At 61.6% G+C, this 13,030-nt stretch carries 16 protein-coding genes and 1 tRNA gene; 6 read left to right on the top strand and 11 right to left on the bottom strand.

The features are described 5' to 3' along the window. Positions 1-4: 4 nt before the first annotated feature. From GTP55_RS21095 to GTP55_RS21060, 8 genes are all read right to left on the bottom strand, one after another. Positions 5-772 (bottom strand): substrate-binding periplasmic protein, encoded by a 768-nt coding sequence (locus GTP55_RS21095; protein ID WP_371868389.1) that lies wholly within the window; start codon positions 770-772, stop codon positions 5-7. A gap of 2 nt (positions 773-774) precedes the next feature. Next, positions 775-1,539: a substrate-binding periplasmic protein gene (locus GTP55_RS21090; RefSeq protein ID WP_229258088.1), complete on the bottom strand. Its 765-nt coding sequence runs from the start codon at positions 1,537-1,539 to the stop codon at positions 775-777. Positions 1,540-1,619: 80 nt separating this feature from the next. Then, positions 1,620-1,895, bottom strand: a complete 276-nt coding sequence (locus GTP55_RS21085) for a type II toxin-antitoxin system RelE/ParE family toxin (RefSeq protein WP_161046810.1) — start codon at positions 1,893-1,895, stop codon at positions 1,620-1,622. Next, entirely contained in the window at positions 1,864-2,088 is a 225-nt protein-coding gene (gene relB, locus GTP55_RS21080; RefSeq protein ID WP_161046809.1) for a type II toxin-antitoxin system RelB family antitoxin, read from the bottom strand. Before relB ends, GTP55_RS21085 begins: the two co-directional genes overlap by 32 nt. A 93-nt stretch (positions 2,089-2,181) precedes the next feature. Next, positions 2,182-2,257, bottom strand: a tRNA-Lys gene (locus GTP55_RS21075). A gap of 49 nt (positions 2,258-2,306) precedes the next feature. After that, complete coding sequence (gene tfpB / locus GTP55_RS21070; RefSeq protein WP_161046808.1) at positions 2,307-4,106, bottom strand: type IV pilus assembly ATPase TfpB; 1,800 nt, start codon at positions 4,104-4,106, stop codon at positions 2,307-2,309. Positions 4,107-4,125: 19 nt separating this feature from the next. Next, positions 4,126-4,929 carry a spermine/spermidine synthase domain-containing protein gene (locus GTP55_RS21065; RefSeq protein ID WP_161046807.1) on the bottom strand — a complete coding sequence of 268 codons (804 nt, stop codon included), beginning with the start codon at positions 4,927-4,929 and terminating at the stop codon, positions 4,126-4,128. A gap of 100 nt (positions 4,930-5,029) precedes the next feature. Then, positions 5,030-5,545, bottom strand: coding sequence for a glycine zipper 2TM domain-containing protein (locus tag GTP55_RS21060; protein ID WP_110844826.1), 516 nt, complete (start codon positions 5,543-5,545; stop codon positions 5,030-5,032). A 421-nt stretch (positions 5,546-5,966) separates the two neighbouring features. Here GTP55_RS21060 and GTP55_RS21055 point away from each other — a divergent pair, with 421 nt between their 5' ends. From GTP55_RS21055 to GTP55_RS21035, 5 genes are all read left to right on the top strand, one after another. Further along, the gene (locus GTP55_RS21055) at positions 5,967-6,359 is read left to right on the top strand and encodes a barstar family protein (RefSeq protein WP_202423810.1); all 393 of its coding nucleotides are present in this window, start codon (positions 5,967-5,969) and stop codon (positions 6,357-6,359) included. 80 nt (positions 6,360-6,439) lie between these two features. Further along, complete coding sequence (gene purN / locus GTP55_RS21050; protein WP_161046806.1) at positions 6,440-7,051, top strand: phosphoribosylglycinamide formyltransferase; 612 nt, start codon at positions 6,440-6,442, stop codon at positions 7,049-7,051. 19 nt (positions 7,052-7,070) lie between these two features. Then, positions 7,071-8,375: an RsmB/NOP family class I SAM-dependent RNA methyltransferase gene (locus tag GTP55_RS21045; protein WP_161046805.1), complete on the top strand. Its 1,305-nt coding sequence runs from the start codon at positions 7,071-7,073 to the stop codon at positions 8,373-8,375. Positions 8,376-8,443: 68 nt separating this feature from the next. Continuing rightward, positions 8,444-9,790, top strand: coding sequence for a mechanosensitive ion channel family protein (locus GTP55_RS21040; protein WP_161046804.1), 1,347 nt, complete (start codon positions 8,444-8,446; stop codon positions 9,788-9,790). Positions 9,791-9,905: 115 nt separating this feature from the next. Further along, a complete protein-coding gene (locus GTP55_RS21035; RefSeq protein ID WP_161046803.1) occupies positions 9,906-11,102 on the top strand; it encodes a DesA family fatty acid desaturase in 1,197 nt (398 codons plus the stop codon). A 109-nt stretch (positions 11,103-11,211) separates the two neighbouring features. On the opposite strand, the gene rpmG is transcribed toward GTP55_RS21035, so the two are convergent. The 3 genes from rpmG to radC form a co-directional block, all read right to left on the bottom strand. After that, complete coding sequence (rpmG, locus tag GTP55_RS21030; protein ID WP_005665735.1) at positions 11,212-11,379, bottom strand: 50S ribosomal protein L33; 168 nt, start codon at positions 11,377-11,379, stop codon at positions 11,212-11,214. 13 nt (positions 11,380-11,392) lie between these two features. Continuing rightward, complete coding sequence (rpmB, locus tag GTP55_RS21025) at positions 11,393-11,629, bottom strand: 50S ribosomal protein L28 (protein ID WP_008451488.1); 237 nt, start codon at positions 11,627-11,629, stop codon at positions 11,393-11,395. Between the two features lie 161 nt (positions 11,630-11,790). Next, positions 11,791-12,465 (bottom strand): RadC family protein, encoded by a 675-nt coding sequence (gene radC / locus GTP55_RS21020; RefSeq protein ID WP_161046802.1) that lies wholly within the window; start codon positions 12,463-12,465, stop codon positions 11,791-11,793. 112 nt (positions 12,466-12,577) lie between these two features. Between radC and GTP55_RS21015 the strand changes: the two genes are divergently transcribed. Further along, the gene (locus tag GTP55_RS21015; protein ID WP_161046801.1) at positions 12,578-13,030 is read left to right on the top strand and encodes an FKBP-type peptidyl-prolyl cis-trans isomerase; all 453 of its coding nucleotides are present in this window, start codon (positions 12,578-12,580) and stop codon (positions 13,028-13,030) included.

Below are 13,030 nucleotides of genomic sequence, written 5' to 3'. Positions count from 1 at the left end.
TCGCTCAGTCCCACTTCTTCAGCAGCTTGGCTAGTTCGCCGCTGCGGTCCAGCTGCTCCACCGCGCGCTGCACGCGCAGCCGCACGGCGGGATCGACGTGGGTGCCCATCGCCATGTAGACATCGGTGGAAGCCATCACCGCCGGCAGGATCTTGACCTTGCCGGCCACGCCGGCGCGGGCGATAAAACCCTGCATGCCGGGTGCGCGGTGCAGGAAGAAGCGGCCGCGTCCGGCCACCAGCTTGTGCAGGTTGATGGCCGGGCTGGTGGCGCTGGAATCCACCCGCAGGCCGCCGATCCGCTCCAGCATTTCCGGCGTGGTGTAGCCGCGGTTGGTCAGCACCACGCCTTGCGCGCCAAGCTTGCGCACATCGTCCCAGTTGGCGATGACGGCCGGATCGTCGGCGCGTGCAATCAGCTGGTAGCGGAACTGGAACAGCGGCGGGTCGAGGAAGACATACTGGCGGGTGCGCTCGTCGGTGCGCTGCACGGCGCACAAGGCGTCATGCTGGTGGCTGGCCAGTTCGGAATGCGCGCGCAGCAGCGGCAGCCATTGCTGGTCGCCGACAAACTGCAGGCCGGGATCGACCCGTTCGATGGCGCGGTACAGATCGACGCACAGGCCGACCACGCGGCCAATGCCGGCCGGGATGAACTTGGGTTCGGTGCCTTCTTGCGCCACCACCTTCAGCACGGTCGGCTGGGCCCACGCCAGCGGCGCGCACAGCAGCGCGCCGCTGAACAGCAGTATCGCTTGCCATCGTGGTGTCACCCTCAATCCCATTTGTGCATCAGCCTTTCCAGTTCACCTTTTTTTTCCAGCGAGAAGAGCGCGGCCGCGACGCGGTCGCGGGTCTCGCGGTCCAGCTGTTTGCTGGCGGCGAAGTATAACTTGGCGCTGGCCATGACCTGCGGCAGAATTTTGACCTGGCCGGCGGTGCCGGTGCGTTGCAGCAGCCTGTTCAAGCCGGGCGCGCGATGGAAGTACAGGCGGCCGCGGCCGGCGACCAGCTTTTGCAGGTTCAGTTCCGCGCGCGGCGAACTGGCGTCGACTGTGAAGCCGCCCATGGCGGTGAGGATCTCGCCGGCCGCATAGCCGCGGTTGACCAGCACCACTGCGCCCGGTCCCAGCTTGCGCACGTCGTCCCAGTTGTTGACGACGATGTTGTCGTCGCTGCGGGCCAGGAAGTGATAGTCGATGGCGTACAGTGCCGGGCCGATGAAGTTGAAGAGTTTTTCGCGCTCCGGCGTGGGCTGGATCGCGCAGCTGACGTCCTCGGTGCCGTTGGCCAGCTCCGCCAGGACGCGGATCAGCGGCTTCCATTGCTGGTCGCCGACGAAGCGCAGGCCGGGATCGCTCTGCTCGACCGCGCGCATGATGTCGGTACACAGGCCGACGATCCTGTCCTTGCCGTCGGCAATGAATTTGGGTTCGGACCCCTCCTGGGCCGCGGTGCGCAACAGCACCGGCGGTGCGGCGGCGGCCAGCGCGGGCAGCCAGAACGCCGCTCCCAGCAGCACTGCCCGTATGCTGTCCATGCCTGCCATAACGTCCCCAAAAGTCCGGCGCCTCGCGCTCTATGACCCTAGCTTACACCAGTGGCCGCTAGTTGAGGAAGCTATGGATATTGCTGTCTTGTATGCAGTACCGCATGCACCCGGATTTCGGTGCTGCGGACTTCGTAGACGAGGACGTAATTTTTATGGACCACCAGTTCGCGGGTGTTGGCGACTCGGCCGGGTCGATAGAGCAGGGGCCGCTGGGGGATTTTTGCCGCAGCGCGTATCAAAGCGTCGCGCAGGGCAAGTGCAGCCGAGGGGCTGTGCTCGGCAATGTATTCGACGATGCTGGTCAGGTCTGCCCTAGCTGCGTGGCTCCAGGTCACCGGAAGCATGGGCGGCTTTCCGCTGGGCTTCAATCTTGGTTTCGATAATTGCCGTCACCTCGGCCATCATCGCGTCGTGCGGGACGCTGGGGCGCGGATCATGCAGCGACTTTTGCACTTTGGCGCGATACCAGCGATCGTAAGACTCGGCTTCTTCCGCCGTGGCGAATCCTTCTTGTTCTGGTGTGGGGAGGCTGGACATGATGGCCGATTATACGCCGCGCCTTGCGCAGCGCCTTGATTTGCCGCAGGCGAAAAAAAAGCTTCCAGACTGGAAGCTTTTTTAGGAATTCGGTGGTAGGCCGTGCGGGATTCGAACCTGCGACCAACGGATTAAAAGTCCGCTGCTCTACCAGCTGAGCTAACGACCCCCGAAAGAGGCCGTATTATATACAGTCCGCCGATAATTGCAAAGTTCTTTTATTTCATGCCCAGGGCGGCCGTGACTTTCAGCACTTCGTCGGCGGTGGTGGCGCCTTCCTGGATCTTCAAGGCGCCAGCGATGCGCAGTGGTTTCATGCCGTCGGCCAGGCTTTGCCGGCGCAGCGCCTGGATGTCGGTTTCTTCGCGCACCTGCGCGCTGAAGGCCTCGGTCACGGTCAGCAGTTCATACAATCCGGTGCGGCCGCGATAGCCGGTCTGGCGGCATTCCGGACAGCCGACCGGCTTGTAGACGGTTGCCGGCTTGGGCAACTGCCATTCGCCCGCCAGGCTGGCCCAGATCTCGTCGCTCAGTTCGCCGCCCTCGGCCTTACAGTCTTCGCACAGTGTGCGCACCAGGCGCTGCGCCATGATGCCGATCAGTGTGGCTTCCAGCAGGTAGTAGGGCACGCCCAGCTCCAGCAGCCGCATCACGGCCGACGGTGCGTCGTTGGTGTGCAGCGTCGACAGCACCAGGTGGCCGGTCAGCGCCGCCTGGATCGCCATCTCGGCCGTCGCCAGGTCGCGGATCTCGCCGACCATGATGATGTCCGGGTCTTGCCGCATCAGCGCCCGCACGCCGTCGGCAAACGACAGGTCGATGCCGGGCTGGACCTGCATCTGGTTGAAGGCCGGCTCGACCATCTCGATCGGATCTTCCACCGTGCAGACGTTGACCTCGGAAGTGGCCAGCGCTTTCAGCGTGGTGTACAGCGTGGTGGTTTTGCCGGAGCCGGTCGGTCCGGTCACCAGGATGATGCCGTGCGGACGCTGGGTCAGCGCGTCCCAGCGCGCGGCGTCGTCGAGCGGGAAGCCCAGTTCGGGCAGGGTTTTCACCACCACCTCGGGATCGAAAATCCGCATCACCAGCTTCTCGCCGAACGCGGTCGGCAAGGTCGACAGGCGCAGCTCGACTTCCTGGCCGCCGGCGGTGCGGGTCTTGATGCGGCCGTCCTGCGGGCGGCGCTTTTCGATCACGTCCATGCGGCCCAGCAGCTTGATGCGCGCGGTCATGGCGATCATCACCACCGCCGGCACCTGGTACACCTGGTGCAGCACGCCGTCGATGCGGAAGCGGATCGCCGCCATGTCGCGCTTGGGTTCGAGGTGGATGTCGGAGGCGCGCTGTTCAAACGCGTACTGCCACAGCCAGTCGACGATGTTGATGACGTGCTGGTCGTTGGCGTCGACCTGCTTGTTGCTCTTGCCCAGTTCGACCAGTTGCTCGAAGTTGTTGCGCAGCGACAGGTCGTTGCCGCCGGTCTTGTTGGCCTTCTTGATCGACTTGGCCAGGCTGAAGAACTGCGTGATGTATTGCGCGATGTCGAGCGGATTGGCGATCACGCGGCGCACCGCGCGGCGCGAGATCTTGGCGATCTCGGCTTCCCAATCGTGCGAATACGGATCGGCGGTGGCCACCACCAGCGTGTCGGCGTTGAGTTCCACCGGCAGGATGTTGAAGCGCGCGGCGTAGCTGGCCGACATCACATCGGCCACCTTGGTGAAGTCGATCTTCAGCGGATCGATGCGGATGAAGGGCAGGTTGACGCGCGCCGCCAGCCATTCGCACAGCGCGTCGAGCGTCAGCAGCCGGTGCGGCGGCTGCGCCGACAGCAGCTTGGCGTGCGCCACCGCGCACAAGGGATGCATATAGCCGCTGGTGTTCTTCAAAATGGCTGAGCTCTGCGCGTACAGCTCCTTGACCTCGGCCTTGCGGATCATGCCGTCGGCCAGCAGCCAGGTGTAAATCTGTTGCAGGTCGAGCGGGGCCGCTTTGCTCGGGGCGATTGCTGAATTCATCTGTGCGGCCACCTTTCCGTTATTTTGCGGCGATGCCCTTGACCCAGGACTTGGCCGGCAGTTTGGTCGCGGCGACGATCTGCGCGGCGCGCGCCGTGAGCGCTTCCATGTCGACCGGGCGGGCGTGCTTGAAGGCGATCGCGACTACGTTACCATCATGCACCTGCGGCAGGCAAATCACCTGCGCAAAGGCGAACTTGATCGCTTTGAGGTTGCGCGCGTAGCTCGGGTGGTCGCCGAACAGGTTGATGGTCATCACGCCGTCGTCGGTCAGGCAGGCGTTGCAGGCCTGGTAGAACTCCGGCGTGTCGAGCACCGGGCCGCGCGCGGTGGCGTCGTACAGGTCGACCTGCAGCGCGTCCAGCGTGTCGACGTTGGCCTTGTCGTTGACGAAGTCCAGCGCGTCCATTTCCAGTACCTGCAGACGCGTGTCGTTGGGCGGCAGCTTGAACATGGTTTCGCAGATGGTGATCACCGACGGATTCAGTTCGATCGCGGTGACCTGCGCGTCGGCGAAGGTGGTGTAGCAGAACTTGGTCAGCGCCGCCGTGCCGAGGCCCAGCTGGGCGATGCGGCGCGGCTGTTCCAGCCACAGCATCCAGGCCATCATCTGCTGCGCGTATTCCAGCTCCAGCCAGTTCGGCTTGCGGATGCGCATCGCGCCCTGCACCCACTCGGTGCCGAAGTGCAGGTAACGCACACCATCGAACTCCGACAACGTCACCGGCGCATATTTCGGCTTGCGCGCCGGTTTGGCGGCCGGCGCCGAGGCTGCCGGACGCGAGGATTCTTCTTGTTCGATGGATTTACGTTTGATTAACATTAGGGCGGCAGTGGGAGGAATAGGGGGAGAGGAACCGGCATTATCTGAAAACGACAATGCCGGCGCAAGGCCGGCATTGAAAAGACGTAAGCTGATTGGCTTAGCGTTGCGATGGCTCAACCACCACGCGCAGGCGGATGCGGTCGCCCGGGTCGTAGGACATCGGGGTGGTGTAGTTGCGGCCCTGGTAGCTGTAGGTCACCTGGTAGCCCGAAGTGCGCGACTCCCAGTGGTCGACGGTACGGCATTGCTTGACCGCCTGTTCCTGCACGCCGCCGCTGTTCGGGGTGTTGGCGTTGTCGACGCGGTCGCCGACCAGCGCGCCGGCGATGGCGCCCGCTGCGGTCGCGACCGAACGGCCGGAGCCGCCGCCGATCTGGTTACCGGCCAGGCCGCCCACCAGGCCGCCCAGGATGGCGCCGCCGACGCCGCGTTCCGGCGCCGGTTGCTGGACCTGCACGTACTCGGTGCGGCATTCCTGGCGCGGGCTGTTGACTTGTTGCACTTGTGGCACGACATTCACCACGCGGCCGAAATCTTCAAAATCGGCGGCCTGGGCAAAAGGCAGGGCGCTGGCGCACAGGGCGGTTGCGATCAGTTTGGCTTGCAAGTTCATTTTGAGACCTCGTTGTGTTCAGGGTGTCTATCAGGGGGATTCTGATATTGCATGAATCGTATGGTAATCCCGACGACGAAGCACCGCTAGTCCCCCTTCGGTATCTGTGGCAACAAATTGTAACAGCGGACATCAAGCGAATTGTGCCGATTTCACCGCTAAACCCGGTGAAAATCTTCTGTTTTTAACAAATATTGCGTTGAATATCATATACGTGTTGATCTGGAAGGAACAACACGTTACCCTAATATGCGTATGGGATTCAGAAACATATTGAATCAACCATGGCCGGCGCCGACCCGTCAGCCATGTTTCGTGGACAGGTGCTCAAATTATTTACTCATTAATTCACAAGTTAGGCACTCCCGACAGCAAAGTGGACACTCCGTACATACCAGGTCAAATTGAGGGAGACGAGAGCTTGCTGGCCAGCGTGCCGGCCAACCTCGTGCAGTCAATCCGCGCGTTCCGCGTCGGCGAGCTGCAGGAAGAGGCGGCCCGCCTGGGGCAGCACTTCCTGTATGCGCATCCGAATACCGGCGCCACCAAGCAGCAGGTGCTGGGGCTGATTGCGGAATCGTTCCTGTTTCCCAAAGGGGTAGGCAAGAATTTCGACGGTCTGCGCACCACGCTGACCGACACCATGTTCCAGGCCGGCACGCAAACCGGCTTCCTGGTGGTGCTGGAACAATTGCCCAATACCCAGAAATTTGACAAGGAAGCACGGGAAACCCTGCTGGACGTGTTCCGTGACGCGGCCGACTACTGGGCCGACAAAAAAGTGCCGTTCCGGGTCTTTTACTCCTTCGAGTAGGCCGGCGCGCGCCTGCTGCATCGCAACAATTCTTGCCTTTTAGTGGCCCTGCGAGGTGGGACGCGGTACAATGCCGGGTTATGAAAAACATCGTCATTCTGATTTCTGGTCGCGGCAGCAATATGGAAGCCATCGTCCGGGCGCTGCAGTCCGAGCGCTGGCCGGCCCGCATTGCCGCTGTCATCAGCAATCGCGCTGACGCGCCCGGCCTGGCTTTTGCGGCCGCGCACGGCATCGCGACGGCGGTGGTGGCCAACAAGGACTACGCCAGCCGCGCCGAATTCGACGCCGCGCTGCAAACCGTGATCGACGGCTTTGCGCCGGATCTGGTGGTGCTGGCCGGCTTCATGCGCATCCTGACCGAAGCATTCGTCACGCATTACGCGGGCCGCATGCTGAACATCCATCCGTCGCTGCTGCCGCTGTTCCCCGGGCTGGCAACGCATGCGCAGGCGCTGGCCGCCGGCGTGCGCGAGCATGGCGCCACGGTGCATTTCGTAACGGCCGAACTCGACCACGGGCCGATGGTGGTGCAGGCCAGCGTGCCGGTGCAGCCGGAAGATACGGTCGAAACCCTGTCGGCCCGCGTACTGGAACAAGAGCATGTCATCTACCCGCGCGCGGTGCGCTGGTTCGTAGAAGACCGGCTGACGGTGGCGCAGGGCGCGGTCCAGGTGGACCACAGCAAGTAAAAATTAACCAAGGAATTCCATGAGATTGCCTCCAGCGATACTCGCCAACGCCGAAGAAGTGTTGCGCGAGATTTTGCGCTTTGCCGCGCCAGCCGATACCACCCTGTCGCGCTATTTCAAAGACCACCCGCGCCTGGGCGGCCGCGAACGCGGCGCCATTGCCGAGTCCGTGTATAACGTGCTGCGCAACAAGAACTTCTACACCGACTTCTCCGAAGCCGGCGGTGGCGCCACCATGCGCCGCCTGACGTTGCTGGGCATGGCCGACGCCGTCGGCCTGGACTCGCTGGGCGGCCTGAGCGAAGACGAAGTGGCGTGGGTCACCCGCATCCTGGAAATCGACCGCAAGGTGATGCATAAATCCAGCCGTTCCAACATGCCGAAATGGCTGTTCGAGAAACTGGTGGAGCAGTACGGCGAAGAAGAGTCGCTGGAACTGGCCGACGCCTTGAACCAGCCGGCACCGCTGGACCTGCGCGTCAACACGCTCAAGGCCAACCGCGACGACGTCATCGCCAAGCTGGCTGAAGCGCCGATCCGCGCCACCCCGACGCCATTCGCGCCGCAGGGCCTGCGCGTGCTGCAAAAGCCGCAGCTGCAAAACCTGCCGCTGTTCAAGGACGGCCACATCGAAGTGCAGGACGAGGGCAGCCAGCTGCTGTCGGCCCTGGTCGCAGCCAAGCGCGGCGAGATGGTGGTGGACTTCTGCGCCGGCGCCGGCGGCAAGACGCTGTCGCTGGGCGCGATCATGCGCAACACCGGCCGCCTGTACGCGTTTGACGTGTCGGAAAAGCGTTTGACCAAGCTGAAGCCGCGCCTGGCGCGCAGCGGCCTGTCGAACGTGCACCCGGTGGTCATCGCGCATGAACGCGACGCCAAGATCAAGCGTCTGGCCGGCAAGATCGACCGCGTGCTGGTCGATGCGCCATGCTCGGGCCTGGGCACCTTGCGCCGCAATCCGGACGTCAAATGGCGCCAGAAGCCGGAAGCCATTGGCGAACTGCAAGTCAAGCAGGCCGCCATCCTGGACGGCGCAGCGCGTCTGGTCAAAGGCGGCGGCCGCCTGGTCTACGCCACCTGCTCGGTGCTGGAAGACGAGAACGAGTTCATCGCCAAGCAATTCCTGGAAAGCCATCCGGATTTCGAGCTGGTGCCGATGAACAAGGCGCTGGCCGAGCAGAAGATCGAGCTGGAGATGGGCGACTATCTGAAGCTGCTGCCGCACAAGCACCAGACCGACGGCTTCTTCGCCGCCGTGTTCGAGCGCAAGCCGATGGCCAAAAAGGTCAAGCAAGAAGAACCGGCTGAGGAAGCCGACGAGTAATGCAACAGGCCGGAGATTCCGGCCTGTTTTACGTTAATCTACCCATCTCTCACTTACAGTTGCGCGCAATGACCCAACAACAGCCTCTGCTCAATCTGATCGACGACCTGACCGGTGACCTGCATGAACCCAGCCTGCTATGGCAGCTGCTGGCGATCGCGCTGTCGGTGCTGCTCGGCTTCGGGCTGGCGCGGCTGTTGCGCAAGCGTTTCGGCCGCCACCACGAGGCGCACACCGGCGTGCTGGGTTTTGGCGTGGAAAGCTTTGGCCGCGTGATGGCGCCGCTGGCGGTGATCGGCCTGCTGGCCCTGTCGCGCCTGATCCTGGCCAAGTATCACTACACCCACGTCAACTGGATCCGGGTGGCGATGCCGATCTTCGGTTCGCTGGCGGTGATCCGTTTCACCTTCTATCTGATGCGCCGCGTGTTCGCGCGCAATGGCCGCACCATCAGCCCGAACATGCTGGCGTTCGAGAAAGTGTTCCAGTTGCTGGTGTGGCTGGCCTTCGTGCTGTACATCACCGGGCTGTGGGTCGATGTGTTCCAGTTCATGGACGACACCGTGCTGCCGCTGGGTAAATACAAAGTGTCGATTGCCGACATCCTGCAGGCGACGGTGTCGGTGGTGGTGCTGCTGATGCTGGCGCTGTGGGCCGGCGCCGCGCTGGAAGAGTGGCTGATGAAAATGCCGGGCATGCACACCAACCTGCGGGTGGTGGCGTCGCGCACGGCGCGCGCGGTGCTGATCCTGGTGGCTGTGCTGATGAGCTTGTCGCTGGTCGGCATCGACCTGACCGTGCTGTCGGTGTTCGGCGGTGCGCTGGGTGTCGGCCTCGGCCTGGGCTTGCAGAAGATCGCCAGTAATTATGTGTCCGGCTTTGTCATCCTGCTGGACCGTTCGCTGACCATCGGCGACATGATCACGGTCGACAAATACAGCGGCAAGGTGACGCAGATCAACACCCGCTACACGGTGCTGCAAAGCCTGGACGGCATGGAATCGATCGTGCCGAATGAAATGCTGGTGTCGGGGGCGGTGCAGAATTCGTCGCTGTCGAACAGTCTGCTGAATATCTCGACCAAGGTATCGGTGGCGTATGACACTGATGTTGACTTCGTGATCCAGTTGCTGACCGACGCCACCCTGACGGTCGAGCGGGTGCTGAAGGACAAATCGCCGTCGGTCTACCTGAGCAGCTTTGGCGCCGATGGACTGGAGTTGTCGGTCAGTTTCTGGATCAACGATCCGCAGAACGGCCGCGGCGGCGTAACGTCCGACGTCAACCGGGCGATCTGGCGTACACTCAAAGAAAACAATATCTCTGTGCCATTCCCACAACGGGAGATGCGCATCCTCGGCCCGGTGCCGGCCGTCCTGGCGGAACCGGAAAGCACGACCGTGCCTAAAGAATAGTCAGTAGACCCCGCTTGTTTCAGCGTACAATGTCGTCCAAAAGTTATAACTGGCGGGTGACCGTACGCCTGTCGAAAACACAATCTTGGCCCTCCGGCCATCCTTTGGAGTAGTAATGGATTTATACGCAGTATTGGATTTCTTGTCGAACGGCATCACCCGTCTGAGTGGCTGGGAAGTGTTCTTCTACACGATGGTGGTCACCCACATCACCATTGCCAGTGTGACGATTTACCTGCACCGCTGCCAGGCGCACCGCGCGCTGGACCTGCATCCGATGGTCAGTCACTTCTTCCGCTTCTGGCTGTGGCTGACCACCGGCCAGGTGACCAAGGAGTGGGCCTCGATCCACCGCAAGCACCACGCCAAGTGCGATACCGAGGAAGATCCGCACAGCCCGGTTACGCGCGGCATCAAGAAAGTATTCTGGGAAGGCGCCGAACTGTATCGCGCCGAATCGAAAAACCTGGAAACCATGGAGAAGTACGGCCATGGCACGCCGGATGACTGGATGGAACGCAACGTCTACACGCGCCACAGCGCGGCTGGCGTGGTGGCGCTGCTGGTGATCAACTTCGCGCTGTTCGGCGTGATCGGCATTACCGTGTGGGCGGTGCAGATGATGTGGATTCCGGTGACGGCGGCCGGCATCATCAACGGCATCGGCCACTACTGGGGCTATCGCAACTATGATTGCGCCGACGCCGCCACCAACATCATCCCGTTCGGCATCCTGATCGGCGGCGAAGAGTTGCACAATAACCACCACACCTTTGCGACCTCGGCCAAGTTGTCGTCGAAATGGTACGAGTTCGACATCGGCTGGGGCTACATCCGCGCGCTGGAAATGGTCGGCCTGGCCAAGGTGAAAAAACTGGCGCCGGCGCCGAAGTTCGCCAAGGACAAGCTGGAAGCCGACTTCGACACGCTGCAATCGGTGATCGCCAACCGCTACGACGTGATGGCCAAGTACGCCAAGTCGATGAAGCATGCGTGGAAAGAAGAGCTGGAGCACCTGAAGGACAAGGCCCAGCTGGAAACGCGCTTCCTCAAATCGTCGCGCAAGCTGATGCAGCGCGAGCCGGCCAAGCTGGCAGCGCCGCAGCAGCAGCAGCTGTCGGAACTGTTCCAGCACAGCAAAGCGCTGGAAACCATGCACAATATGCGCGTGGAACTGGGCGTGATCTGGGAGCGTTCGCATTTCACCCGCGACCAGCTGCTGCACAAGCTGCAGGACTGGTGCAACCGGGCCGAAGCGTCAGGCATCAAGTCGCTGGAAGACTTCTCGCTGCGCCTGCGTAGCTACGCGTGACACTGCAATGCAGATGGCCCTTCGGGGCCATTTTTTTTGCCTGGACGTTTTCAACAGACAAAAAAAAGCCACTCGATGAGTGGCTCTTTTACAGAGAAGCGAGATCGAATTACTTGATCTTGGTTTCTTTGTAGATCACGTGCTTGCGTGCTTTAGGATCAAACTTGGTGATCTCCATTTTAGCAGGCATCGTGCGCTTGTTTTTGGTCGTGGTGTAGAAGTGACCCGTACCTGCGGTCGATTCCAGCTTGATTTTGTCGCGGCCAGTTTTTGCCATGATAGCTCCCTATTTAGACTTTTTCGCCACGGGCGCGCATGTCGGCCAGTACGGCATCGATGCCGACTTTGTCGATTACGCGCAGACCAGCGTTGGACAGACGCAGGGAGACCCAGCGGTTTTCAGATTCAACAAAAATACGACGGTTCTGCAGGTTAGGCAGGAAACGACGTTTGGTTTTGTTGTTTGCGTGGGAAACATTGTTGCCGACCATCGGCTTCTTCCCAGTAACTTGGCAAACACGTGCCATAACGCACTCCTTAAAAGACATTCCACAATTGGAAAAACGAGAGTATATCCAAAAACAGCAGGATTTTCAATCACTTACGAAAAACAATTGTGTCTTGATATTGTGGATTTATTTAACAATTGTGTATTCGCTCGTAAACCCTTGAGCCGATAGGGGTAAACTCACAGTTGTCCATGCTCGGCAAACGAATGAACTTGATGCCCGGCCACCACAAAATGGTCGAGGATGCGGATATCGACCAGCGCCAGCGCCTGGATCAGGGCCCGCGTCAGCAGCAGGTCGGACTCGCTCGGCTCCGGCGTGCCGGACGGATGATTGTGGGCCAGCATCACGCTGGCGGCATTGCGCGCCAAGGCTTCCTTGACCACCTCGCGCGGATACACGGAGGTATGCGTCAAGGTGCCGCGGAACATTTCCTTGGCGTCGATCAGGCGGTTCTTCACATCCAGGAACAGCACGTGGAAGGATTCGAACGGCTTGCCGGCAAAGGCGGTGCGCAGGTATTCCTTCACCGCGCGCGGCGAACTGAGCATGGCGCCGGCCTTGATCTCTTCAAGAATGGCGCGCCGCGCCAGTTCCATCACCGCCTGCAACTGCGCAAACTTGGCCGGCCCCAGCCCGTGCACCACGGCGAATTCCGGCAAGGTGGCGCCGAACAGCCGCTGCAGCGATCCAAAATGGTGCATCATCTCCTGGCCCAGCTGGACCGCATCCTTGCCGGCCACGCCGGTGCGCAGGAAGATTGCCAGCAGCTCGGCCTCCGACAGCGCCTGCGCGCCTTCGCGTATGAGCCGCTCGCGCGGGCGTTTTTCTTGCGGCCAGTCCAGGATCGGCATGTGGATTCTCCCTCAATCACCATTTACTTTGCATCAGTCGCGGCCGGACAAAGCGATGCGGATCAAAGGTGGCTTACAATATGGCCTTTCCCAGTCCAACGAAGCTTAAGTCATGTCTAACGAGCAACCTGTTGTCACCGCGTCGTCGTATCTCACCCTGAATTACCGTCTGGCCTCGCTGGATGGCAACAATATTGTCACCACCTTTGGCGCCACGCCCGCCACGCTGCTGATGGGCCAGGGCCAGTTGGCGCCGGTGCTGGAAGAATTGCTGATCGGTCTGCCTGAAGGCACGCACAAGACCTTCGACCTGGAACCGGGCGTCGGCTTCGGCCCGCGCAATCCGGAGCTGATCCGCGAAGTCAGCCGCGCCACGCTGGACCAGAACTCGGCGCCGGACGCCGACTACAAGATCGGCGACCTGGTTGATTTCGCCGCGCCGGGCGGCGGCCGCTTCGCCGGCATCCTGCGCGAACTGGGCGATGAAACCTGCGTGTTCGACTTCAACCATCCGCTGGCCGGTCAGCCGCTGAAGTTTGAAGTGCAACTGATTTCCGTACTGTGA

The organism is Duganella margarita, from assembly GCF_009857535.1.
Taxonomy (GTDB): domain Bacteria; phylum Pseudomonadota; class Gammaproteobacteria; order Burkholderiales; family Burkholderiaceae_D; genus Rugamonas; species Rugamonas margarita.
Note: the sequence above shows the minus strand (reverse complement) of the source record. Positions and strands in the feature narration are given on the sequence as shown.